Source organism: Amycolatopsis sp. NPDC001319, from assembly GCF_042896185.1.
Classification (GTDB): domain Bacteria; phylum Actinomycetota; class Actinomycetes; order Mycobacteriales; family Pseudonocardiaceae; genus Amycolatopsis.
On record NZ_JBIAWY010000007.1, the window covers coordinates 393312 to 416039 of the forward strand.

Genomic DNA, 22728 nt, shown 5'->3' on the forward strand with positions numbered 1-22728 from the left:
TTCGTGAGTCCCTCGATGACGATCTTCACCGGATCGCTCCGTCCTGTCCGTCGTGGCGATCCGCTCGCCAGGCCAGCACCAGCCGCGCCGCGCAGAAGAACACCACTGCGCACATCAGGACGAGCGCGATGTTCAGCAGGGCCGACCCGGCGCCCGCGGGCGGGCTGAGGAAGCCGGTGCGCCCGCGTGCGGCCCAGACGTGCCGCGCGCCGAGCCACGCGACGGCCGGGTAGCCGCCGAGCGGGGAGAGCACCGTGCCGGTCGGGGTCGGCACCGGTACGAATCCCGGGCTGAGCTGGGTGGCCCACAGCCAGAGCGCCACCACCACGACCCGGGCGAGCACGACGGGCATGAGGAGTCCGAGCAGGCCGGCGAGTGTGGTGATCGCGAGCGCCGCGGGCACCAGCATGGTCACGATGCCGAGGAGCGAGTTGACCACCGGCGCCACCGAGCCGGCCTGCGCGCTGGCGACGATGCCGATCAGCACGACGACGCCGGCGATCGGTGTGAGCGCCACGGCCAGCGCGCCGGCAAGATTCCCGGCCATGCGCGTGGTGCGGCCGGCCGGGGTTGTGTCGAGGACTTCGGTGAGGCCGGGCCGGGTGTGCTGGCTCAGCCGCCCGGCCAGAGCGACACCGAGGCCCGCCACCGCGAAGGTGTTGACCACCACGAGCGTCATCCCGACGCGGCCCACGGGATCGGCCATGCCGGTCACCATGGGCGAGGAGAGCGCCAGCAGAACCGCGAGCGCCGTCAGCGGCAGCAGCGACAGCCACAGCACGCGTCCACGCGCGGCCATGCGGGCCTCGTAGCGCACCGAGCCCTGTACTGCACTCCAGGTAGTGGTCATTCTTGTCCCCCGCCGAGCAGGCCCCGGCCCTCGATGATCCGGCGCGCGGCCGGCACCGCGAACAGCGTCGCGATCACGAGCAGCGCACCGATCCGGCCGGCCGGGGCGGAGAAGAACCGGTCGAGTACGAACAGCTGCGCGAACCACGCGCACAGCACCACCGTGGACGCGGCGGCCACCGACCGCAGCACCGCGGCGGCCCACGTGCCCGCCGCACCGAGCATGAGGCCGAACGCGCACACCGTGGCGAACCGCGTGACCGCCTCGGCACTCGGCACCAGCCCGGCCGCCACGATCACCGCCCCCAGCACCACGGCCGCGCCCAGCAGGCCGAGCCGCCGCGCGAACGTCGTGCCCAGCGGCGTCGGCAGACTCAGGTGCAGCTCCACCGCCCGCTCCCCACCGGCGACCGCGGCCGCCGCCACCCCGGCCACCAACGGTGGCACCGCCTGCGCTACCCACGCGCCGGCGAACCCGGCACCCCGCAGGCCGAGCCCACTGGCCAGCACCAGCGCAGCAACCAAGGGCGGTGCGGCGAGGACGTGCCGCCCCGCCCGCTTCGCCTCGTAACGCCACAGCTGGAGGTGGTCCATACCTGGTACGTAGCGGGGCAGGGTCGGGTGGTTCACGCGAATTCCCGGCGGTGTTCGGGCAGGAGTAGTTGGCGGGTGGTCAGGACGGACAGCGCGGGGGTGAGTGTCGACGGTGCGGTGTCCCGGTTTCGTGTGACTGCGGCACTGGTGAGTTCGGTGGTGCTGTGGTGGGTGGGGGTCGGCGAGGCTCTCGTAAATTCCCGACGGCGTGCGCGCGGCCGTGCGGGGCGGCCAGCCAGCGCGAGCGGAACGGGGGTGAGTGCCGAGGACACGGTGGCCCGGGTTTCGGCAGCACCGATGCCTTCGGCGAGGGAGGCGAGGAGCCACGCAGATTTGGGCTGATGTTGGCGCTGCCGCGGCCGCGAGGTCGAGTGATTCTGCCTGGCCCGCGCCGCTTCGTGTTTCCGCGGGCGGTGGTGCACCGAGGGTGCCGGCGAAGTGGTTCACGCGAATTCCCGGCGGCGTTCGGGCAGGCGTAGCTGGCGGGCGGCCAGGACGAACAGCAGCAGGACGAGGGCGAGTGTCCAGGGGGTGGTGCCCCAGATTTGCGCGGCGGCTGCGCCGATGCGTTCAGCGAGGCCGCCGCGGGCGAGGGTGGTCAGGGAGCCGAGGCACCAGGCCGCGACAGCGGCCGCGGCGCCGACGCCGGAGGACCAGCGGACCGTGCCGGCGACGGCAATGGCCGAGGCGAGCAGCGACTGGCCGAGCCAGCCCGTGACCAGGTCGAACACGCCGCTGCCGATGCCCGCCGCATGGACGGCGACCGAGCCGGCCAGCGCCAGCAGAAGGTCGACGGTCAGCACCACCACCAGGCGCGCGATGAATACGGTGACGGGTGACGTCGGCAGGGCGAACAGGAGCTCGCCCCGCGGGTCGCCGCGGCGCGAGATTGTGGCCAGCGACCCCAGCAGCGCGACGAGGACCACGCCGGCCGCGAAGTAGCGCGACGCCGGCAACGGGTCCGGGGTGATCAGCGCGATCCCGACGGCGGCGGCGAGGCCGACGAAGCTCAGCGGGAGCAGCCGGCGGGGCATCAGGCGGAGTTGCCACCAGACCAGCAGCGCGCTCGTCCGCAAAGATCGGCGCGGAGCCGGCCTGGGTGCCGCGTTCGGGAGCGCGCTCGCTCGCGGTCGGTGCGGGGTCGCCGCTTCCGGCGGCAGCGCGTCGGACGCAGCTGCCAGGTTCGGTAGACGCGAGCCGGATTCGGGTGCGAGGTCCCGCCCCTGTGCGTCGGATGCGGGCGCGAGGTCCGGCCCCGGTGCGTGGGAAGCGAGCGTCAGGTCCGGCAGCACCGCATCGGCCCCGGACACCAGATCCGGCAGCAGCGTGTCGAACGACGGCGGCGCCAGCTCAGGCGTCAGGACCAGCGCGGCTTGGCGCGTGGCCGCGGTGAGTGAGCGCCAGGAGTCCCAGCGCCGGTGGCAGGCGGGGCACTCCGCGAGGTGGCCCTCGGGCCGGTCGATGAGACGCAGTTCGTCGTCGGTGGGGTGGGTCATGGTGTGCTCCTGCGGGCCGGAGACGGGCTGAGCCGCGCGCTCAGGTGGCGCCGGGCGTGCGACATCCTGCTTTTGACGGTGCCGACCGGGATGCCCAGCGCGGTCGCCACCTCCGGGTACGAGAGGTCTTCTCCGAGCACCAGCACGAGGACTTCGCGCAGGTGTTCCGGCAGCTCGGTGATCGCTTCCACCAGGGCCGCCCGTTCGACGCCGGCCAGTACGCGGTCCTCGACGCCGGGGGCTTCGTCGGGGACGGCGGCGGCTTCGTCGAGGCCGACTTCCACCAGCGTGGCGCGCCGGAGGCGATTGTGGGCTTGGCGGCGGGCCACGCCGTAGAGCCAGCCGCGGACGGAAGATTCGGCGCGGAAGCTGCCTGCCGACTGCCACACTGCCAGCCAGGCTTCCTGGAGGATCTCTTCGGCTGCCCCGGCGTCGGACGTGAGGCGGCGCAGCAAGCGGAACATCCCGCTGCTGTGCCGTTCGTACAGGTGGCGAAGAGCATGCTGGTCGCCGCCTGCGACGGAGGACATGAGCTGCTCGTCCGACCACACATACATAGGTGTAGCAGCGAAGCGGCCGGCGGTTCACGGCGTTCGTTCGAGTGCCCCCGACCGGAGGACTGCCCGGCCGCCTGGTGACTGCCAGTTGTCGCCGAAGGGCTTGAGGCGCGTTTCGCGGTCTGGCTTGTTTTGAAAAGGCGGACTTCAGGGGCGTCCGCCACCTCGAGGGGAAGAACTCACCCGATTCCGAAGCAAGGAGTAACCATGCCGACTTTCGAAACCACCGCCGCGGTGATCGACGACGTCGATCTGTTCGACCTCGACCTTGAGGTGGGTGTCGAGCAGATGAGCGTGACGCCGGCGATCACCAGCATCTCGCTGTGCACCCCCGGCTGCACCAGCCCGGGTGGCGGCAGCAACTGCAGCTTCTGCTGCTGATCCCGTGGCGCCGGGCCGGGACTCGGCCCGGCGCCTTCCCGAACCGTCCGTCCGTCTCCGGGGGAACCGATGGATCCGTTGTTCCGCGCTTGGCCTGCTTTCCTCGTCCGGTCGCCGTTGCTGGCCGAATCCCCACCGGGTGGCCCGGACACCTACGCCGGCCTGCTGACCGCGGCGGTCGCCGAGCCCCGGCTGGTCGAGGCGATCACGCTGGCCAGCCCGAGCCTCGGCGCCGTGCTCGAGCGCGTCGCCGCCGGCGAAGTCGCGGCCCTGAAACCGAAACAGCTGCGTCGGGCCGCGCTTTCCGTGCTGCGCTACGACATCCGGATGCGGACGCGGCCGACGCCGTTCGGCCTGTTCGCGGGGGTCGCCTCAGGCGAGTTCGGCGACGCGGCTTTCGAACGGGGAACGGCGGACCGCCACCGCACACACGCCGATATGAGCTGGCTCCTGCGGATCGTGCACCGCGCCGAAACGGATCCCGCGGTGCTGCGGGGCCTGCGCGTCCGCAGCCACCAGGCGCTGACCGGCCGGGGTGACCGCGTGCTGCTGGAGACGCCGTCAGGGCATGGCGCCGCACCCGGCCAGACCACGCGCACGATCGTGTCCGCGCGCCGCTCGCCCGTGGTCGCCGCCGCGTTGCGGGCCGCGGCGTCGCCCGTCCCCGCCGCCGAACTGGTGCGCAGGCTCGCCGGGCAGTTCTCCGACGGCGCCGAGGCGCCCGTCTGGCGGCTCGTGCGAACGCTCGTCGAGCAGGAGCTGCTGATCACGGACCTGCGCCCGCCGCTGGACGGCACCGATCCGCTGCACCACGTCCTGAGCGGACTCCCGGACGGCGACCTCCGCGCCCGGCTTCAGGAACTGGACCGGCTGCGCGGGAAGTACGACGCGCTCGCGCCCGGCGAAGGCACGGTCGAGCTCACCGGGCTGCTCGCCGCGGCCCGGGAGATCGAGGACTTCGCGACACCCCTGCACGTCGACACCCGGGTGGACGTCCGCTTGCGACTGTCCGAGGAAGTCCGCACCGAGGTCGAACGCGCCGCCGAGGTTCTGTGGCGGCTGTCCCCGCCGCGCCTGGGCATGCGTCCGCTGCGCGGGTTCCACGGCCGGTTCCTCGAACGCTACGGCGCCGACCGGCTGGTTCCGGTGCTCGAACTGCTCGATCCGACGCGCTCGCTGGGCGCGCCCGCCGGCTACGAATGGCCGGAAAGCGAGGCCGCGCCGGAGGAAACGCCCGAACCGGCGAGCACGAAACGCGACCGCCTGATCAGCGAGCTGGCGATGGCCGCCGTCCGGGAGAACTCGCGCGAGGCCGTGCTCACCGACGAGCTGGTGCGCGAACTCGCCTATGACGACGCCGATCCGGCAGACCTGCCGAACTCTTGCGAGCTGTACGTGCATGTGGTCGACCAGGCCGACGGCGGGTTCCGGGTCGTCGTCTCGCCCAGCCCCGGCTCGCACCACGCGGGCGCGACATCCGGCCGCTTCCACGACCTCCTGCCGGACTGGCGCGACGGCGAGCAGCTGGTGCACGTGCCCGGGGCCGTCCACGCCGACCTGGCGTTCATGCCCCGCTCGGGCCGTGCGGCGAACCTCGCGCACACCGTCGGAGCCACCGGGCGGCGGATCACCGCCGGGCTGCCGGACGCGCCAGGGACCGAAGAGATCCCGGTCGCCGAGATCGCCGTCGGAGCGACGCTCGAACGCCTCTACGCCGTGCACGTGCCGACCGGCCGTGAGCTGGTTCCCGTGCTGCCCAACATGGTCAGCCCGGCCGTGCAGGCGCCCAACGTGATCCGCCTGCTGTTCGAGGTGGGCTTGGAAGGGCAGCGGCTGTGGGAACCGTGGAACTGGGGGCCGATGGCGAACGCGCCGTTCCTGCCGCGGATCCGCTACCGCCGCACGGTGCTTGCGCCCGCGACCTGGCGGCTCGACGGGTTGCGAGGGCAGGACGACATCGACCGGGCCGTCGCCGACTGGCAGGCCCGCTGGCAGGTGCCGGACCGGGTGCTGGTCGTCAGCACCGACCAGCGGCTGTTGCTGAACCTCGGCGACCCGTGGCACCGCGAGCTGCTGCGCGACGAACTGGCGCGCAATCCCGAGCTGGTGGCCCAGGAAATCGCGGGCGGCGAAGATTCGGTCGGCGACGGGCACACGCGCGAGGTCGTCGTTTCGCTCGTGCCGCGGCCCGAGCGGGGCCGGCCACCGCACGTCGCCCACGTAGTCGCCCGGCCCGAACCGGCGCGGCTGGCGGGCGACTGGTTGTACCTGCTGGTCCGCGGGTCCTGCCGCGTCCAGGACGACCTGCTGCGCGACGAGCTCCCCCGGCTGCTGACGCCGGCCGCGGAGGCGGGCGTCGATCGCTGGTTCTTCATCCGCTACACCGATTCCGACGGCCACCACCTGCGGCTGCGGTTCCACGGCGAGCCCGCGCGCCTGTGGTCCGAGCTCCTGCCTGCCGCGTCCGAGGTGCTCGCCGCCTGGCAGCGGACGGGTTTCGCAGGCAGCTCCAGCATCGAGCAGTACGACCCCGAGCTGGAGCGGTACGGTGGGCCCGCGGCGCAGGCTGCCGCCGAGCGCCTATTCGGTGCGGACAGCGAAGCGGCGATCACGCTCCTGCGGCTGGCCAAGCAGGGACTGTTCTCCTTGGACACGCTCGGCGCCATTTCCGTGGCCGCGCTGGCGAAGGCGTTCGGGGCGCCGTCGCCGGGAGCGCGCTGGGTGACCGACACCGGCGACGCGGCCGAATCGTGGCTCGCGATCACCGGCAGCCGCCGCGAACTGCCCGCGGAGTACCGAAAAGACGCGGCGCGGTGGCAACGCCTGATCGACCCCGCAGGTGGTTGGGCCGGGCTCGGCGAAGCCGGCGCTCCCGTCCTGGCCGCGCTGAGCGCGCGCGACGCCGCGGCCCGCGACTACAGGCGGCTCATCCGCGAGCTCGGCGACCGTTGTGCGGCACCGGAAGCACGGATCGTCGGCAGCCTGATGCACATGACCTGCAACCGGCTCTTCGGCGGCTCCTCCAGCCGGGAAGCCATCGTGCTCGGGCTCGCGCGTGGTGCCGTGCAGGACAACGCGAACCGGCGGAGGCACCACCGATGACCGCGTGCCTGACCGACGCCGAAGAAGCCGTCTTGCTCGTCGCAGACCGGCTTGCCGAGCCGGATTCCGTCGCCGAGATCGCGAGCCGGCCGGACAACGTCGAGCCGATCTACGGCGCCTCGATGTGGGCTCCGGTCGCGCTCGCCGCGGGCCTGCCCGGCATCGCCCTCCTGTACGCCGAACTCGCGGCGGCCGACGAACGCTGGTTCGCTGTGGCGCACCGGCACGTCGCACGCGCTGCGCAGCTCATGTCCGGGCAACCGGCCAACGGCCTCTACGCCGGGCCCGCGGCGTTGCTCACCGCCGTGCACCGGCTGAACCCGAACTACGGAACTCTGCGCCGGAAGCTCGCCGCCTGGGTCGCGGCGGATCAGCAGACGCGGCTCGACGCGTGCGCCGCGCGGACCGAACCCGGCGTCTCGTGGGCGCACTACGACGTGATCAACGGCCTGTCCGGAACCGCCCGGCTGCTGCTGGACGTCGGCGAAACCGGCGTGGTCGAGAACACGTTGCGGTACCTGGTGAAGCTGACCGAACCGATCACTGTGGACGGACACACCGTGCCCGGCTGGTGGATCCCGTCGCAGCTGCAGCCGGTCGCCGAGGACGCCCGCCGGTATCCGCGCGGCGACTTCAACCTCGGCCTGGCCCACGGGATCCCCGGCCCGCTCGCGTTCTTCGCCGCGGCGCTCGAACGCGACGTGGAAGTGCCCGGACAGCGTGCCGCCATGCGGCGCATCGGATCTTGGCTGCTCGCCCAGCGTCGTACCGGCGAGGCGGGCGCGTACTGGCCGTGCCGGCTCGGCTGGGACGAGGAACTCTCGCCCGCCGCCGACGTGTTCACCCGCGAGGCGTGGTGCTACGGCGCTCCCGGCGTCGCGGCCGCGCTCCACCGGGCCGGCGCGGTGCTGGGCGAAGCGGGGTGGTGCGCCGCCGCCGTCGGTGCGTTGCGTGCCGTCCTGGCCCGCGACGAGCAGTCGTGGCGGCTCGACGGCCCGACGGTCTGCCACGGCTACGCCGGGCTGCTGCAGATCCTGCGCCGCGTCGGCACCGCCGCCGGCGACCCGGTGCTGCTCGACGGCTGCGCCCGGCTGACCGCCCGGGTGCTGTCGTTCGCCGACCCGGCCGCCCCGTTCGTCTTCCCCCACCTCGTGCCGGATTCGCCGCGGGGTTGGCTGGACGCGACGGGATACCGGCGGCTGAACGTCGCCGGGATGCTCGAAGGCGCGGCCGGCGTGGCCTGCGCTCTGCTGCCCGCGGCGGGTGCGTGGGACACCGCCCTGATGCTGACCTGAGGAGGTCGCCATGTCCGGTCCACCGGAGAAACTCCTGCTCGGAGTGAGCGGTTCGGTCGCGGTGCTGAGTCTGCCCGCCTACCTGCACGCGTTTCGCGCCGCCGGGGTGCGGCAGATCGTCGCCGTGCTCACCACGACCGCGGCCCGCTTCCTGCCGGCGGGCAGCCTCGCCGTGCTCTGCGATCGCGTCTGCACCGACGAGGACCCGGCGGGCGGGCACGTCGCGCTCGGCCGGTGGGCCGACCGCGCGCTGATCCTGCCCGCCACGGCGAACCTGCTCGGCACCGTCGCCCACGGCCTGGCACCCACCCTGCTCACCACGACCGTGCTGGCCGCCGACTGCCCGGTCACCTTCGCGCCGGCGATGAACCCGGTGATGTGGCAGCGGCCCGCGGTGCAGCGCAACGTCGCGCTGCTGCGCGAGGACGGCCACGACGTCGTCGACCCGATCCCGGGCGCCGCCTACGAGGTGGCGAGCCGCGCGATCGTGCCGAGCATCGTCGTGCCACCGGCCGAAGTGTTGCTGGAGCGGCTCAGCGCGGGTGCGGAGGTGTCGGCATGACGCCTGCCTTCGACGTGCGTGATCTCGTGGTCACCTACGGCGGGCGGACCGCCGTCGACGGGGTGTCGCTCGGCGCGCGGCGCGGCGAGATCGTGGCGCTGCTCGGCCCGAACGGCGCCGGGAAGTCCACGCTGCTCAAAGCGCTGTCGACCGCGGTGCCGCCGGACTCCGGCCGGATCGAGGTGTTCGGGCATGACGCAGCGGTGGACCCCGTCGCCGTGCGGCGGCGGATCGGCATGGTCTTCCAGGAGCAGACACTCGACCCCGATCTGCCGGTGGAACGCAACCTCTGGTTCCACGCCCGCCTCTTCGGGCTGCCGCGGGCACAAGCGCGAGCGCGCATCGACGACGTGTTGCGCCAGTTCGACCTGGCCGACCGGCGCGCCGACCCCGTCGAACAGCTCTCCGGCGGGCTCGCACGCCGGCTGGAGATCGCGCGGGCCTTGTTGCACCGCCCCGGCCTGGTCATCCTCGACGAGCCGACGACCGGCCTCGACCCCGACGTCCGCCGGGCGCTGTGGGCTGACCTGCGCCGGCTTCGTGACGACGAGCGCGTGACCGTCCTGTACGCCACGCATTACCTGGCCGAGGCCGAGCTCGCCGACCAGGTGGCGATCATCCACAACGGACTCCTGGTGCGCGGTGGTTCGCCGGCCGTGCTCAAGGCCGAGCTGGCGGCGACCGCGTTGCGCCTGTCCACTGCGGACGACGTCGTGGCCGAAGCCGAGCTCATCCGCGCGGGCTTCGATGTTTCGTCCACAACGGACGGTCTGCTGGTGCGCTGTACACAGCCCGAGCGGCGGATCGCCGAGGTAGTGCGGGCGGTCACCGTGCCGGTCACCGAGGTGGCCTTGCGGGAGCCCTCGCTGGACGACGTCTACTTCGCCACCACCGAATCCTGAAGGCGGACACCATGACTGTGCAGGAAATCCGCGTGCCCGTCCCGGCGACGGTGGAGTCCGCTCGGGCACCATGGGCCGAGTTCTGCCGCGCGCTGGCCGTGGTCGCCGGGCGTGATCTGTACCGGCAGGCACGCCATCCCGGCACGCTCGTCGCGCAAGCCGTGCAGGTGGTGTTCTTCCTGCTCGTCTACGCGGTCGGTTTCGACGGGATGATCGGCTCGGTCGACGGTGTCCCGTTCAGCGCGTACGTGTTCCCCGGGATCATCGCGATCCAGGTGGTGACGCTCGGGGTGAGCTCCGGGCTGAGCTACGCGTTCGACCGCGAGTACGGTGCGCTGCGGGAGATGCTGGTGGCGCCGGTCCCGCGGCTGTGCCTGCCGCTGGGCAAGGTCCTCGCGACGGCAGTGACCGCCGGTGCGCAGAGCGCGGGCATGCTGGTGTTCGCGCCCTTGCTGGGATTGCGGCTCACCGTGCTGTCCTATCCCGTCGGCGTGGCGGCGTTCACCCTCGTCGGAGCGATTTTCGGTCTGTTCGGCGCGTTTCTGGCAACCGCGATCACCCGGGTGCAGACTCTGCAGTCGGCGGTGCAGCTGGCGATGTACCCGCTGTTGTTCCTCTCCGGCTCGGTGTTCAGGCCGGACGGCGGACCCGCGTGGCTTTCGGTCGCGCTCAAGGTCAACCCGATGACGTACGCGGTCGACGGCGTGCGGCATCTGCTGGTGCCGGCGGGCGGGGCCCTGCCGTGGTGGCTCGACCTGGCCGTGACCGGAGGACTGGCCGTGGTCTTCTCGGTCTTGCTGCGGCTGCGGGTGGGGCGATGAACTCGTGCGACTGGCTCGAGGCGCACCTCGAGTGGTTCGAGCCACGGGTCTGGAACGAGTTCCTGCCGGCCCGGCCGTTCGCCGGCGGTCCGTTGCTGGAGCTGCTGCTGCTGTGCGACCAGGTGCCCGGGCTCGCGCTCACCGACGCCGCGCTCGAGCTGGCCGGCCGGCTGACCGCGACGCCGGAGTTCCGGGCCGGGCTCTACCGCGGCGACGCCTACTTCACCTACCACGTCTGGCTGCTCGCGCTGATGGATCGGCTGGGGGCCCGCCGTCCGGACCTGCTGGCCGCGGCGCAGGCGCTGCTCGACGCGGGTGTCCGGCCGAACCAGGACGGGATCGGCGCGCTGGAACTGAGGTACGTCACCGACCTCGGCGGGCTGGCGAACCCCCACCTGCCCTCGGCACGCCGGCTGTTCCACCGGTGGCGGGAAGGGCAACACCTCGATCCGTTCCGGATGACCGATGCCGACTGTTACGCCTTGACCCACGCGGTTTTCTACGGCACGGCGTTCGGCCGGACCGCGTTGCCCACGGACGCTGCGCTGGCGCGGACGACCCGGCTGATGCTGGCCGCGCACCTCGCGGACGGCGACTTCGACCTGGGTGCGGAGCTTTTCCACACCACGCTGCTGATGGGCGTCGCGAACGGGCCCGCCCGGCACCGGCTCGCCACCGCCGCGCGGGCCGACGGCGCGGTCGCGGGCCCGCTCCACGACCCGGATGTCGCGGCCCGGCTGACCGGGCGGAAAGCCACCGCGTACGTGTTCGGGACGTGCTACCACACCACGCTCGTCACCGAACTCGCCCTCGCTGTGCCGGTGGCCGGGGAAACGCGCCCGGCCCCGGAGCTGCCCGAGGAACTCGTGATCGCGTTCCGGCGCGGCGACCTGGGCCGGACCGCAACCCTGCTGTCGGCCGCGGCGCGCGACGGCCTGCGCGGTCCGGTCATCACCGCGGCGGTGCACCACCTGCGGGCACGGCAGCAGCCCGACGGCAGCTTCGGCATCCCCGCCGACGTCGAGCGAACGGCGTTGTGCCGCGCGGCGCTCGACGCCTGGCGCTAGCCGAGGACGACGCCAGCGCGATTGTCACGCAGCCAGGGGAAATGTCGGGTTCCGGGTGATCGTGTCGGCCTTGATCCGCACGATTGGTAACGATCAGGCAATCCGCCCGATAAGGCGTGCGCCGGGCCGTAAAGTTCCGGTTCCCATCACTGGAAAGGTGAAGTACGTGAGCACGCCCGACAACCCTGAGCAGTACCAGCAGTACCCCGCCGGCCAGAGTGCCCCGTTCGCAGCTCCGCCGGTCGGCGCCGGTTACGGGCAGCAGCAGCCCGTCGGCGGCGCGCCGCGCAACGGGTTCGGCGTCACGGCCCTCGTGCTGGGCATCATCGCCCTCGTCCTGTGCTGGACGGTGTGGGGCGGCATCATCCTGGGCGTTCTCGCGCTGATCTTCGGCATCCTCGGCGTGAAGCGCGCCAACCGCCGTGAGGCGACCAACAAGGGCGCCGCCATCGCCGGCATCGTGACCGGCAGCATCGGCCTGGTCATCGGTGCGGTGATCCTCATCGCGATCGGCTCGATCTTCGCGTCGTTCGGCAGCCAGCTCAACGACCTGCAGGACTGCCTGAACAAGGCCGGCACCGACTCTTCGCAGATCCAGAGCTGCCAGCAGCAGTTCAACGACAACGTGCAGAACCGCTGACCAAAGCCGTGGAGCCGTCGGGGATCGGGGGATCCCCGACGGCTCCGGCGTCAGTCGAGGAGCTCGACGTAGCCGTGGGTGCCGTTCACGCGGACCCGCAGCCCGTCGCGGATCAGCCGCGTGGCCCGGTTGACGCCGACGACGGCCGGCAGTCCGTATTCGCGGGCGACCACGGCGCCGTGGGTCATCAGGCCGCCGACCTCCGTGACCAGGCCGGCGATCGTCACGAACGCCGGTGACCAGCTGGGGTCGGTGTAGGCGGTCACGAGGATGTCGCCGGCTTCGAGATCGGCTTCGGCGAGGTCCAGGACAACGCGGGCGCGGCCCTCGACCGTCCCCGTGGACACCGGCAGGCCGGGCAGCGCGCCGGCCGGTGCGTCCGAACCCCGGTAGCTCCCGGAGACGGTCTCGCCCTCGGAGGTGAGCACCCGCTGCGGGGTGAGCGCCTGGTCCGCCGCGAACTGTTCCTTGCGCCGGCGGATGAGGTCGGCGTCGGCGACTCCGGTGCGCGCGACCTCGTGCAGTTCCTGGAACCGCAGGGAAAAGCTGTCCTCCGGCGCCTCGAGCACGCCGGCCGCGACGAGGCGCTCGGCCTCGGCCAGCAGCGCCTTCTTGTACTGGAAATAGCGGCTGATCATCCCGTACTTGGGGTATTCGCGATAGCCGACAAAGGTGCGCAGCCGGTCGATCATCGCCTTGGTCTCTTCGGCTTTGCGGCCGCCGTCGGGCAGAACCCGCAACCGCGAAAGCAGTTCCTGTTCCTTTTGCCCGGCTTCCCGCAGCCCTTGGTCGAAACGCCGGCGCGCCGCACCGGGTTCGAAGTTGTCGACGTTGCCGAGCAACACGGGCAGCAGTGTGCTGGGACGTTCGCTCCACCGTGGCCGGGTGATGTCTATTTCGCCAACACAGCGCATACCGTAAGTGTCCAAATAGGTCTGGATCGCCTTTCGCGCCTCACTTCCGCCGGGCAACGCGGGAAGTTCGTCCAGGAAGCCCTCGTCCCGCACAGTCCGGAGAAACGCCACCACCTCCGCGTGCGGGCGGAGGACGTCGGCGACGTCCAGCAGGGCGAGGCCCATCTCCGACGAGACGTTGTCGGGCGCGGACTGCGAGAGCGTGTCGGCGGCGTTCTCCTCGCCCAGCCACTCGCGCAGCCGGTCGTTCAGCCACGTCGTCGCGTCCATCCCGGCCATGATCGCCTGGTGGCTGCGCGGGTTGAACAACAGACGCCGCAGCTCCTGCAGGTCCGCGAGGATGAAGTCGAACAACTCCGCGCCGCGTTTCTCCCTGATGCCACGCTCGAGCGCGGCCAGCGACGCCTGGTTCTCCGCGATCAGCTCGTGGACGATCGCGGAGTCGGTCTTGATCGGCTCGGGTGCGACGCCGAACGGCAGCGGGGCGGCGCCGCCGTCGGTCGGCTCCGGCAGGAAACCGCGGTCGAGCACGGTCTGCAGCGCGTCGCGCATCAGCGGATCCGACGCACCCATCATCTCCAGGTACCCGGCGCGCCCGGCCTTCGTCGCCAGGCCCGGGGTGACGTCGACGAACAGCCGGCTGCCCGCCTCCGCCATCGGCCGCGGCGTGGTCAGCTGCCACACGGACAGCCCGAGCGGCCGCATCGCGTCGGTCATCATCTGCTGGTGCCCGACCGAGAGGTACACGTGGTTGCCGTCGTCGGCTGCGGGCGGGATCGGGAACAACGTGGTGATGGGCCGGCTTTGCACGACCTGGAAGTCGCCCTCGGCCAGGCACCACTCGATGTCCTGAGGCCGGCCGAAGTAGGCCTCGATGCGGCGGCCCAGCCGTTCCAGTTCCAGCACCTGCTCGTCGGTCAGCGCCGGCCGCTCCTGCTCCTCCGGCGCGATCGCGTCTTCGCGCGTGCCGCCACCGGGCACCGCGTGGATGGCGAGCTGCTTGGCCGACACCGTCTTCTCGACGATCTCCCCTTCGCGCACCCGGTAGCTGTCGGCGTTCACCAGCCCGGAGACGAGCGCCTCGCCGAGGCCGAACCCGGCGTCGACGGTCGTGACCTTCCGGTTCGACGTGATGGGGTCGGCCGTGAACAGGATCCCGGACGCCTCCGGCAGCACCATCCGCTGCACCACCACGGCCATGTGGACCCGGCCGTGGTCGAACCCGTTGCGCAGGCGGTAGGTCACGGCCCGGTCCGTGAACAGCGAGGCCCAGCAGAGCCGGATGTGCTCGAGGACCGCCGCCGGCCCGACGACGTTGAGGTACGTGTCCTGCTGGCCGGCGAACGAGGCCGTCGGCAGGTCTTCGGCCGTCGCGCTGGACCGCACGGCGTACGCGGCTCCCGGCTCCAGTGGCGCGATCAGCGCCGCCGCCACGTCGTCCGGAACGGCCGCCGCGGACACGACCGCACGGATCTGCGCGCTCAGCTCGGCGATCTGGTCCCGGTCGTCGGGATCCAGCCGCGCCAGCCGGTCCAGCGCGCTGTCGAACGCCGGCACCTCCGCCAGCACCCGCCGAAACGCACGTGTCGTCACGCAATACCCGGGCGGCACCCGCACGCCCTCGATCCGCGAAAGCTCCCCCAGGTGCGCGCCCTTGCCTCCGACGAGGTCGACCTGACTGCGGTCGATCTCGCGGAAATCCAGCACGAGCTCGGTTCCACCCACTCTTGTTCCCCCGTTTTCCAGGGCCGGAGAATTCCGGCCGAGGCGGACGATTGTGAACGACGACCGGGGTCTTGCCACAAGAGCGGGGGTGCGCTATAGGTTGAAAGTGGCAGGAGGAGTACTTGCTCTTCCGCCCCTCCGTCCGGTCTGGACATTCACCTCTGAAGCTCACGGCCGTAGGTCAACCGACGACCGGCCCCACCCGTGTGGGGGACCCCGGCAGGCGGAGACCAGCACGATCCGGGACCCGGCCGGACCAGTCGCGTCACCTGGTCGTGTCTGGTTTCGAAACCTTGAACAACAGTAGGTAATCTTCCTTAACGGGAAGCGGGGAGCCGCTTCGACCACCGGCTGCCGGAGGGCTTCGTTGATCAAGCTCATGTTCGCGGACGACGAGGAACTGGTTCGTTCGGGCCTGCGCGCCATGATGTCCGGGGCCTCGGACATCGAGATCGTGGGCGAGGCGAGCGACGGCAGATCCGCGGTGGAGGTGGCGCGGCGCTACCACCCCGACGTGGCGTTGCTCGACATCAAGATGCGCGCGCCCGACGACGGGATCCGCGCGCTGCGGGCCATCCTCGCGCTGCCGGACCCGCCGATGGTCGCGATGCTGACGACGTTCGACATCGACGAGTACGTGAGCCTCGCGCTGCGGCTCGGCGCCAACGGCTTCCTGCTGAAGGACATCGACCCGTCGGCTCTCCTGCGCGCCATTCGTGACCTGGCCAAAGGTGGCGCCGTGCTCGACCCGGGCGTGGCGGCGCGCATGGTCCAGTCCCATCGCGACGAGCAGCGGGCCGCGCAGCCGGCGCGCAAGCTCCTCGCGAGCCTGTCCGAACGCGAACGCGAAGTCGTCGCGCTGATCGGGCAGGGGCTGTCGAACGCCGAGATCGGCGGGCGGCTGCACCTGTCGGAGGCCACGGTGAAGGGGTACGTGTCCGCGGTGCTCTCCAAGATCGGCGCCGCCAACCGCGTGCAGGCCGCGCTGCTGGCCTACCGCGGCGGGCTGCTCGACCAGTAGCCGATGGTGCTCACCGCGCTCGAGCTGCTCGGGCTGGTGGCGTTCGCGGCGTCCGGGGCGCTGGCCGCCGTCCGGGCGCGCCTCGACGTGTTCGGCGTGATCGTCGTCGGCCTCACGACGGCGCTGGGTGGCGGCATCATCCGCGACGTCCTGCTCGGCATCCACCCGCCGACGACGTTGCGGAACTGGCCGTACCTCGCCGTGTGTGCCGCGACAGCGCTCGTCGTGTTCGCGTTCCACCCCCAGGTCGCACGGCTGAGACGCGCGGTGCTGCTCGCCGACGCGCTGGGCCTGGGCGTGTTCGCGACGGCCGGCACGACGATCGCGCTCAACGCCGGCGCCACCGCCTACGCCGCGTGCTTGATCGGCATGACCAGCGGCATCGGCGGCGGCGCACTGCGTGACCTGCTGCTGCGCGAGATCCCGCTCGTCCTCCGCAAGGAGATCTACGCCGTCGCCGCGCTCGCCGGGGCGGTGCTGGTCGCGATCGGTCACGCTCTGCCACTGCCGTCGAGTGCGGTCACGGTCGTCGCGGCGGCCGTGGTGGTAACGATTCGGCTGGTGGCTCTGTGGCGGCACTGGAACGCGCCCGTGGCCCGGCCTGGTGAGACCGACTCTTTGTGAGTTCTGCGTGTGTTCTTAGGCGGGTCTCAGCACTCTGCGTAAGACTGACGTCATGCGCATCCTTGTGGTGGACGACGATCGAGCCGTCCGTGAGTCGCTCAGGCGGTCCCTGGAGTTCAACGGGTACACCGTCGAGCTCGCCAGCGACGGTGCGCAGGCCCTGGAGACGATCATCGCGAACCGGCCGGACGCGATGGTGCTGGACGTGATGATGCCGCGCCTCGACGGGCTCGAGGTGGCCCGCCGGCTGCGCAGCACCGGCGACGACCTGCCCATCCTCGTGCTGACCGCCCGCGACACCGTCTCGGACCGGGTCTCCGGCCTCGACGCCGGCGCCGACGACTACCTGCCCAAACCGTTCGCCCTGGAAGAACTGCTCGCCCGCCTGCGCGCGCTGCTGCGCCGCGCCGTGCCGGACACCCAGCAGGGCGAGACGAGCGAGGTGCTGTCGTTCGCCGACCTCACGCTGGACCCCGGCACTCGCGAGGTCCGCCGCGGCGGCCGCGAGATCAGCCTCACCCGTACCGAGTTCGCGCTGCTCGAGTTGTTCCTCTCGTACCCCAAGCACGTGCTGACCCGCGGAAGGATTCTGGAGGAAGTATGGGGTTACGACTTCCCGACGTCGGGCAACGCGCTGGAGGTCTACGTCGGTTATTTGCGTCGCAAGACGGAAGCCGGCAACGAACCGAGGCTGATCCACACGGTGCGGGGAGTGGGCTACGTCCTGCGCGAAACCCCGCCGTGACCGACGCCCCCACGAGCACCGCGGTTCCGACCGTCGACGTCACCGACCCGCGCGGCGACCGCTGGGGCACGCGCCGCTTCTCGCTGCGCGGCCGCGTGACGCTGCTGGCCGCCGCCTGCGTGGCCGGTGCCGTGGCGCTCGTGTCGCTGGGCGCGTACATGATCGTGTCCAGCAACCTCTACCAGCAGCTCGACGACAACCTGCTCGCGCGCGCCCAGGCGGCCGTGAACTCGCCGCCGGTGCAGACGCAGCTCGAACAGGTGCCCGGCGCGTTCCTGGCGAGCGCCGACCTGCAGATCGGCCAGCTCAACGCGTACAGCAACAAGCTGATCTACCCGCAGGCCGGCTCGCCGCCGCCGTACGGGCCGTTGGAGCTCGCGGTGGCCACGGGGGAGTCGCCGCGGTCGCTGCGCACCGACGTGGCCACGGACACGCGCGTGGTCGCGCTGCCCTCCGGCCACGGCGAGGCCATGGTGCTCGCGCAGTCGATGGAGCCGACCAAACGCACGCTCAACGAGCTGGCAGTCGTCCTCTTCCTCGTGGGCGGCGCCGGGATCGTGGTCGCCGCGGGGGCCGGCACGGCCGTCGCGCGCACTGGGCTGCGGCCGGTCGATCGCCTGACGTCGGCCGCCGAGCGCGTCGCGGCCACCGGCGACCTGCGCCCGATCCCCGTGAGCGGTGACGACGAGCTCGCCCGCCTCACCCAGAGTTTCAACACGATGCTCGGCACGGTCGCCGACTCCCAGGAGCGGCAACGTCAGCTCGTCGCCGACGCCGGCCACGAGCTGCGCACACCGCTGACTTCCTTGCGCACCAACCTGGAGCTGCTGCTTTCGGCCAGCCGGCCGGGCGCCCGCTCGCTGCCGGAGGAGGATCGCGCCGACATCGAGGCCGACATCCGCGGGCAGCTCGACGAGCTCACCCAGCTCATCGGCGACCTCGTGGAGCTCGCCCGTCAGGACGAGCCGCGCGAGCAGACCGAACGCGTCGAGCTGGTCGAAGTCGTCGAGCGCGCGCTCGACCGGGCCCGTCGCCGCGCCGGCGACATCGAGTTCGAAGTGGACCTGCAGCCGTGGGTCCTGACCGGTGACAACAGCTCGCTCGAACGGGCCGTGCTCAACCTGCTGGACAACGCCGTCAAGTTCTCGCCGTCCGGTTCGCGCGTGCGGGTGACGCTGCGGCCCCTCGGCGACGGCACGGCCGTGGTCGAGGTCGCCGACTCCGGCCCGGGCATCGCCGACGAGGACCTGCCCAAGGTGTTCGACCGCTTCTACCGTTCGTCGGAAGCCCGTACGCTGCCGGGTTCCGGCCTCGGCCTGTCGATCGTGAAGCAGGCGGCCGAGCGCCACGGCGGCGCGGTCTACGCCATGCACGCCCCGGAAGGTGGTGCGCTCCTCACGATCCGGTTGCCGGGTGCACCCGGCTGACTCCTCGCCCGTCCGGGGGACGCCCCGGGTGGCACGTCCCACACACCACATGTTTGATCGTGTAGGATTTTGTGTGGTTGATGGTTCGTGCTTGAGGAGTGGTGGTGCTCGCACGTCAGCGACAGGCGGTGATCCTCGAGGAGGCCCGCCGGACCGGTGCGGTCCGGGTCAGTGACCTCGTCGCGCGCCTCGGCGTGTCCGACATGACGGTGCGCCGCGACCTCGACGTGCTCGCCGGCCGCGGCCTGGTCGAGAAGGTCTACGGCGGCGCGACGTCGGTGGTTGGCAAGAGCACCGACGAGCCCGGCTTCGAGGCGAAGTCCGTGCGCCAGCGCGCGCAGAAGGAGGCCATCGCCGAGCTCGCCGCCGGCCTCGTCAAGCCCGGCACCGCGATCGGCCTGTCCGCCGGCACCACCACGTGGACGCTGGCCCGCGCGCTCGACCCCATCCCGGGGCTGACCATCGTGACCAACTCCATCCAGGTCGCCGACGTGCTGCGCGCGTCCACGCAACCCGACCGCACGGTCGTGCTCACCGGTGGCGTGCGCACGCCGTCCGACGCGCTCGTCGGCCCGGTCGCCGTGCACAGCCTGCGTTCCCTGCACCTGGACCTCGTTTTCCTCGGCGTGCACGGCATGGCCGAGGGCGCCGGTTTCACCACCCCGAACCTCACCGAGAGCGAGACCGACCGCGCGCTCGTGGAGGCCGGCCGGCGGCTGGTGGTGCTCGCCGACCACACGAAGTGGGGCACCGTCGGCATCTCCACGATCGCCGACCTCGAAGAGGCCCACGTGGTGGTGACCGACGACGGACTTCCCGACTCGGCGAGGGAGAGCCTCACCGAGCGGGTCGGAGAACTGATGATCGCCGAAACGGCGGAGAACCTCGAGGCAGAAGACGCGTGAAACGCACCTTGCGACACCTGGCGGACGGCCGGGAGATCATCTACTTCGACCACGACGGCGAGCACGAGCGCACCGCCGAGGACACCCGCGACCTCCCGCCGGTGGCCGCCGCGTCGGAGATCCGCCTCGACCCGCTGACCCGCGAGTGGGTCGCCATGGCCGCGCACCGGCAGACGCGCACGTACAAGCCGCCGGCCGACCTGTGCCCGCTCGACCCTTCGGGGCCCGGGCGCCCGACCGAGATCCCGGAACCGGACTACGACGTGGTCGTGTTCGAGAACCGCTTCCCCTCGTTCTCCCAGAACGCGCACGGCGATCCGTCCACTGTGGACGAGCTCGGTCTCGTGCCGACCGCGCCGGGCCGCGCGCGCTGCGAGGTCGTGTGTTTCTCCAGCGACCACGGCGGCTCGTTCTCGCAGCTGAGTCCCGAACGCGTGCGCCTGGTCGTGGACGCGTGGGCCGACCGCACAATCGCACTGGGTGAGACTCCGGGCGTCGAGCAGGTCTACCCGTTCGAGAACCGCGGCGAAGAGATCGGCGTGACGCTCTCGCACCCCCACGGCCAGATCTACGGCTACCCCTTCGTCACGCCCAAAACCGAGCGGATGCTCGACGTCGCGCGCGCGTATCGCGAAGAGCACGGTCGCCCGGTGATGGGCGACGTGCTGGCGGCGGAGCAGAAATCCGGCTCGCGCGTGCTGGTGGAAGGCGAGCACTGGACGGCGTTCGTGCCGCCGGCCGCGCGCTGGCCGGTGCACATCCAGGTCGTGCCGCACCGCCAGGTGCCCGACATCCCCGCGCTCACCGAAGCCGAGCGCGACGACTTCGCCCGCGTCTACCTCGACGTGCTGCGCCGCTGCGACGCGCTCTACGACCGCCCGTTGCCCTACATCGCCGCGTGGCACCAGGCACCCGTGCGCCGCGACCGCGACCTTGCGTGGCTGCACCTCGAGCTGTTCTCCGTGTTGCGGGCCAAGGACAAGCTCAAGTACCTCGCGGGGTCCGAGTCCGGCATGGCCGTGTGGATCAACGACGCGACGCCCGAGCAGATCGCCGAGCGCCTTCGCGCGGCGGGCTGAGTACCGGGCGCGGCATACTCATCTCCGAAACACAGGTTCGGCTCAGGAACCTCTCAGGCCCGGCCGCTTAGGTGAGGATATGACCGAGAACGACCCCCACGCGCACGACTCCGCGGCGGGTCGCCAGAACCCGGGTGCCCAGCCGGGCACCGAGGGTCAGGCGGCCTGGAGTCAGCCCACCGCCCCCGGCGCGTCGCCCGCGCCTGCACCCGCCTCCGGCGAGCAGCCCACGTACGGCGAGCAGGCGCAGCAGCAGAACCCCGGGTACGCCACGGCGAACCCGTGGTCCGCGCAGGGTGCGCAGACCGGTCCGATGGGCAACAACCCGTACCCGCCCACCAGTGGGACGACGCAGCAGCAGTACGCCGCTCCGGGCACGTACAGCGTTCCGCCGGCCCCCGCGCCGAAGAAGTCCGGCCCGGGCAAGCTGCTGGCGGGCGTCGCCGCGATCGCGCTCGTCATCGGCGGCGTCGCGGGCGGCACCGTCGGCTACCTCACGGGCGGCTCGTCCGGTCCGTCGGTCAACGCGCTCGACCAGCCGAAGCCCGCGCAGCAGACGGGCAACGCGCCGTCCGGCTCCATCGAGTCCGTCGCGCAGAAGCTGTCGCCGAGCGTCGTCGAGCTGCAGGTCTCCGGCCGCACGGCCGCGGGCGAGGGCTCCGGGTTCGTGCTCAGCACCGACGGCTACATCCTCACCAACAACCACGTGGTCGAGGTCGCCGCCAACGGCGGCCAGATCCAGGCCGTGTTCCAGGACGGCAAGAAGGCCGCCGCGAGCGTCGTCGGGCGCGACCCGACGACCGACATCGCCGTGGTGAAGGTCAACAACGTCAGCGGCCTGACCCCGGTCGAGCTCGGCCGGTCCGACGACCTGCGCGTCGGCCAGCCGGTGGTCGCCATCGGCTCGCCGTTCGAGCTCAGCGGCACGGTCACCTCCGGCATCGTCAGCTCCCTGCACCGGCCGGTGCAGGCCGGCGGCGACGAGACCGACCAGACCACGGTCATGGACGCCATCCAGACCGACGCGGCGATCAACCCCGGCAACTCCGGCGGCCCGCTCGCGAACATGAACGGCCAGGTCATCGGCATCAACTCCGCCATCTACAGCCCGAACAGCGGCCAGGGCGGCCAGGGCGGCGCGTCGCAGGGCGGCAACGTCGGCATCGGTTTCGCCATCCCGATCGACCAGGCGCGCCGCACGGCCAACGACATCATCAAGACCGGCCACGCCACGCAGACGTTCATCGGCGCCAAGGTCGCCGACGCCCCGCAGGGCGGCGCCCAGCTCGGCGACATCACGCCGGGCAGCCCCGCCGAGAAGGCGGGCCTCAAGGCGGGCGACATCGTCACGAAGATCGACGACCGCACCATCGACAGCGCCGACACGCTCATCGCGGCCGTCCGCACCCGCGCCCCCGACGAGAAGGCGACCTTCACCCTCTCCGACGGCCGCACCGTCCAGGTGACCCTCGGCGGCCAGCCCGTACCGGCAAACTGATCGCTCGGCCGCCGGGCGCGGCCGAGACCAACCACGGCTCGACCCCCTGGGCAGGGGCCGGACCCTTGAAGGCCACGCGCGACCGGGCACTCGATGCCGGTCGCGCGTGGCCGTCTCCGTTGCCGGGGCCTTCGACAGCCCACGGACGCACGGCCTTGCGGCGGTCGCTGCGGGATCGGCCGTGCGGCGGAACCCCGCGAGCTGGTTCTGGGTCGTCGCGGGCCGCTACGCCGGCGGCTCGAAGAATTCTTGGCCGGCAAGCTCGGCCGGCACCCTCGTCGGTCACCTCGAGCGGCACGGCAGCACCCGACTCCCAGCGTTCCAAGCGTGGCCGGGGCTTTCAAAAGCCTTGGGCCGACGGCCTCGGGACGGTAGCCGGCCGCTGCCGGACCGGCGCGCGGTCCGGAGCTCTGCAGCCCGATGCGCTCGGCTCGAAGAATTCTTGGCCGGCAAGCTCGGCCGGCACCCTCGTCGGTCACCTCGAGCGGCACGGCAGCACCCGACTCCCAGCGTTCCAAGCGTGG

At 71.9% G+C, this 22728-nt stretch carries 20 protein-coding genes; 15 read left to right on the forward strand and 5 right to left on the reverse strand.

The annotated features are described in order from the left end of the window. Positions 1-25: 25 nt before the first annotated feature. From ACFY1H_RS28345 to ACFY1H_RS28360, 4 genes are all read right to left on the reverse strand, one after another. Entirely contained in the window at positions 26-850 is an 825-nt protein-coding gene (locus tag ACFY1H_RS28345; protein ID WP_386951194.1) for a hypothetical protein, read from the reverse strand. Continuing rightward, positions 847-1479, reverse strand: coding sequence for a hypothetical protein (locus tag ACFY1H_RS28350; RefSeq protein WP_386951197.1), 633 nt, complete (start codon positions 1477-1479; stop codon positions 847-849). The genes ACFY1H_RS28345 and ACFY1H_RS28350 overlap by 4 nt, the downstream gene beginning before the upstream one ends. A gap of 407 nt (positions 1480-1886) precedes the next feature. After that, on the reverse strand, positions 1887-2939 hold the full coding sequence (locus tag ACFY1H_RS28355; protein ID WP_366584756.1) for a hypothetical protein: 1053 nt from the start codon (positions 2937-2939) through the stop codon (positions 1887-1889). Continuing rightward, positions 2936-3469, reverse strand: a complete 534-nt coding sequence (locus ACFY1H_RS28360) for a sigma-70 family RNA polymerase sigma factor (RefSeq protein WP_366584754.1) — start codon at positions 3467-3469, stop codon at positions 2936-2938. The genes ACFY1H_RS28355 and ACFY1H_RS28360 overlap by 4 nt, the downstream gene beginning before the upstream one ends. Before the next feature lie 234 nt (positions 3470-3703). Here ACFY1H_RS28360 and ACFY1H_RS28365 point away from each other — a divergent pair, with 234 nt between their 5' ends. From ACFY1H_RS28365 to ACFY1H_RS28400, 8 genes are all read left to right on the forward strand, one after another. Beyond that, the gene (locus ACFY1H_RS28365; RefSeq protein ID WP_366584752.1) at positions 3704-3877 is read left to right on the forward strand and encodes a gallidermin/nisin family lantibiotic; all 174 of its coding nucleotides are present in this window, start codon (positions 3704-3706) and stop codon (positions 3875-3877) included. A 69-nt stretch (positions 3878-3946) separates the two neighbouring features. Then, complete coding sequence (locus tag ACFY1H_RS28370) at positions 3947-6979, forward strand: lantibiotic dehydratase (RefSeq protein ID WP_366584750.1); 3033 nt, start codon at positions 3947-3949, stop codon at positions 6977-6979. Further along, complete coding sequence (locus ACFY1H_RS28375) at positions 6976-8274, forward strand: lanthionine synthetase C family protein (RefSeq protein WP_386951203.1); 1299 nt, start codon at positions 6976-6978, stop codon at positions 8272-8274. Before ACFY1H_RS28370 ends, ACFY1H_RS28375 begins: the two co-directional genes overlap by 4 nt. A gap of 10 nt (positions 8275-8284) precedes the next feature. Then, positions 8285-8836, forward strand: coding sequence for a flavoprotein (locus tag ACFY1H_RS28380; RefSeq protein WP_366584746.1), 552 nt, complete (start codon positions 8285-8287; stop codon positions 8834-8836). After that, positions 8833-9738, forward strand: a complete 906-nt coding sequence (locus ACFY1H_RS28385) for an ABC transporter ATP-binding protein (RefSeq protein ID WP_386951207.1) — start codon at positions 8833-8835, stop codon at positions 9736-9738. Before ACFY1H_RS28380 ends, ACFY1H_RS28385 begins: the two co-directional genes overlap by 4 nt. 11 nt (positions 9739-9749) lie before the next feature. Further along, a complete protein-coding gene (locus ACFY1H_RS28390; RefSeq protein ID WP_386951209.1) occupies positions 9750-10559 on the forward strand; it encodes an ABC transporter permease in 810 nt (269 codons plus the stop codon). Next, the gene (locus ACFY1H_RS28395; protein WP_386951212.1) at positions 10556-11626 is read left to right on the forward strand and encodes a DUF6895 family protein; all 1071 of its coding nucleotides are present in this window, start codon (positions 10556-10558) and stop codon (positions 11624-11626) included. The genes ACFY1H_RS28390 and ACFY1H_RS28395 overlap by 4 nt, the downstream gene beginning before the upstream one ends. Before the next feature lie 166 nt (positions 11627-11792). Beyond that, positions 11793-12266, forward strand: coding sequence for a DUF4190 domain-containing protein (locus ACFY1H_RS28400; RefSeq protein ID WP_366584739.1), 474 nt, complete (start codon positions 11793-11795; stop codon positions 12264-12266). A 50-nt stretch (positions 12267-12316) separates the two neighbouring features. Here the strand turns inward: ACFY1H_RS28400 and rph are convergent, their stop codons facing one another. Beyond that, positions 12317-14905, reverse strand: coding sequence for a rifamycin-inactivating phosphotransferase (rph, locus tag ACFY1H_RS28405; RefSeq protein ID WP_386951215.1), 2589 nt, complete (start codon positions 14903-14905; stop codon positions 12317-12319). A 367-nt stretch (positions 14906-15272) separates the two neighbouring features. Between rph and ACFY1H_RS28410 the strand changes: the two genes are divergently transcribed. From ACFY1H_RS28410 to ACFY1H_RS28440, 7 genes are all read left to right on the forward strand, one after another. Further along, positions 15273-15926, forward strand: coding sequence for a response regulator transcription factor (locus ACFY1H_RS28410; RefSeq protein WP_366584735.1), 654 nt, complete (start codon positions 15273-15275; stop codon positions 15924-15926). A gap of 3 nt (positions 15927-15929) precedes the next feature. Then, entirely contained in the window at positions 15930-16550 is a 621-nt protein-coding gene (locus ACFY1H_RS28415; protein WP_386951219.1) for a trimeric intracellular cation channel family protein, read from the forward strand. 52 nt (positions 16551-16602) lie between these two features. After that, positions 16603-17295, forward strand: a complete 693-nt coding sequence (locus ACFY1H_RS28420) for a response regulator transcription factor (protein WP_364049308.1) — start codon at positions 16603-16605, stop codon at positions 17293-17295. After that, positions 17292-18722 carry a HAMP domain-containing sensor histidine kinase gene (locus tag ACFY1H_RS28425; protein ID WP_366584732.1) on the forward strand — a complete coding sequence of 477 codons (1431 nt, stop codon included), beginning with the start codon at positions 17292-17294 and terminating at the stop codon, positions 18720-18722. Before ACFY1H_RS28420 ends, ACFY1H_RS28425 begins: the two co-directional genes overlap by 4 nt. 104 nt (positions 18723-18826) lie before the next feature. Beyond that, entirely contained in the window at positions 18827-19627 is an 801-nt protein-coding gene (locus ACFY1H_RS28430; protein WP_220244421.1) for a DeoR/GlpR family DNA-binding transcription regulator, read from the forward strand. Further along, positions 19624-20706, forward strand: a complete 1083-nt coding sequence (gene galT / locus ACFY1H_RS28435; RefSeq protein ID WP_386951223.1) for a galactose-1-phosphate uridylyltransferase — start codon at positions 19624-19626, stop codon at positions 20704-20706. Before ACFY1H_RS28430 ends, galT begins: the two co-directional genes overlap by 4 nt. 79 nt (positions 20707-20785) lie before the next feature. Then, complete coding sequence (locus ACFY1H_RS28440) at positions 20786-22204, forward strand: S1C family serine protease (protein ID WP_386951226.1); 1419 nt, start codon at positions 20786-20788, stop codon at positions 22202-22204. The last annotated feature ends 524 nt before the right edge of the window (positions 22205-22728 follow it).

What these genes read in the sequence shown, in the direction of transcription:
- ACFY1H_RS28345 (WP_386951194.1), bottom strand. Translation starts at nt 850, where the DNA reads ATGACCACTACCTGGAGTGCAGTACAGGGCTCGGTGCGCTACGAGGCC.
- ACFY1H_RS28355 (WP_366584756.1), bottom strand. Translation starts at nt 2,939, where the DNA reads ATGACCCACCCCACCGACGACGAACTGCGTCTCATCGACCGGCCCGAG.
- ACFY1H_RS28360 (WP_366584754.1), bottom strand. Translation starts at nt 3,469, where the DNA reads ATGTCCTCCGTCGCAGGCGGCGACCAGCATGCTCTTCGCCACCTGTAC.
- ACFY1H_RS28365 (WP_366584752.1), top strand. Translation starts at nt 3,704, where the DNA reads ATGCCGACTTTCGAAACCACCGCCGCGGTGATCGACGACGTCGATCTG.
- ACFY1H_RS28370 (WP_366584750.1), top strand. Translation starts at nt 3,947, where the DNA reads ATGGATCCGTTGTTCCGCGCTTGGCCTGCTTTCCTCGTCCGGTCGCCG.
- ACFY1H_RS28375 (WP_386951203.1), top strand. Translation starts at nt 6,976, where the DNA reads ATGACCGCGTGCCTGACCGACGCCGAAGAAGCCGTCTTGCTCGTCGCA.
- ACFY1H_RS28380 (WP_366584746.1), top strand. Translation starts at nt 8,285, where the DNA reads ATGTCCGGTCCACCGGAGAAACTCCTGCTCGGAGTGAGCGGTTCGGTC.
- ACFY1H_RS28385 (WP_386951207.1), top strand. Translation starts at nt 8,833, where the DNA reads ATGACGCCTGCCTTCGACGTGCGTGATCTCGTGGTCACCTACGGCGGG.
- ACFY1H_RS28390 (WP_386951209.1), top strand. Translation starts at nt 9,750, where the DNA reads ATGACTGTGCAGGAAATCCGCGTGCCCGTCCCGGCGACGGTGGAGTCC.
- ACFY1H_RS28395 (WP_386951212.1), top strand. Translation starts at nt 10,556, where the DNA reads ATGAACTCGTGCGACTGGCTCGAGGCGCACCTCGAGTGGTTCGAGCCA.
- ACFY1H_RS28415 (WP_386951219.1), top strand. Translation starts at nt 15,930, where the DNA reads ATGGTGCTCACCGCGCTCGAGCTGCTCGGGCTGGTGGCGTTCGCGGCG.
- ACFY1H_RS28420 (WP_364049308.1), top strand. Translation starts at nt 16,603, where the DNA reads ATGCGCATCCTTGTGGTGGACGACGATCGAGCCGTCCGTGAGTCGCTC.
- ACFY1H_RS28440 (WP_386951226.1), top strand. Translation starts at nt 20,786, where the DNA reads ATGACCGAGAACGACCCCCACGCGCACGACTCCGCGGCGGGTCGCCAG.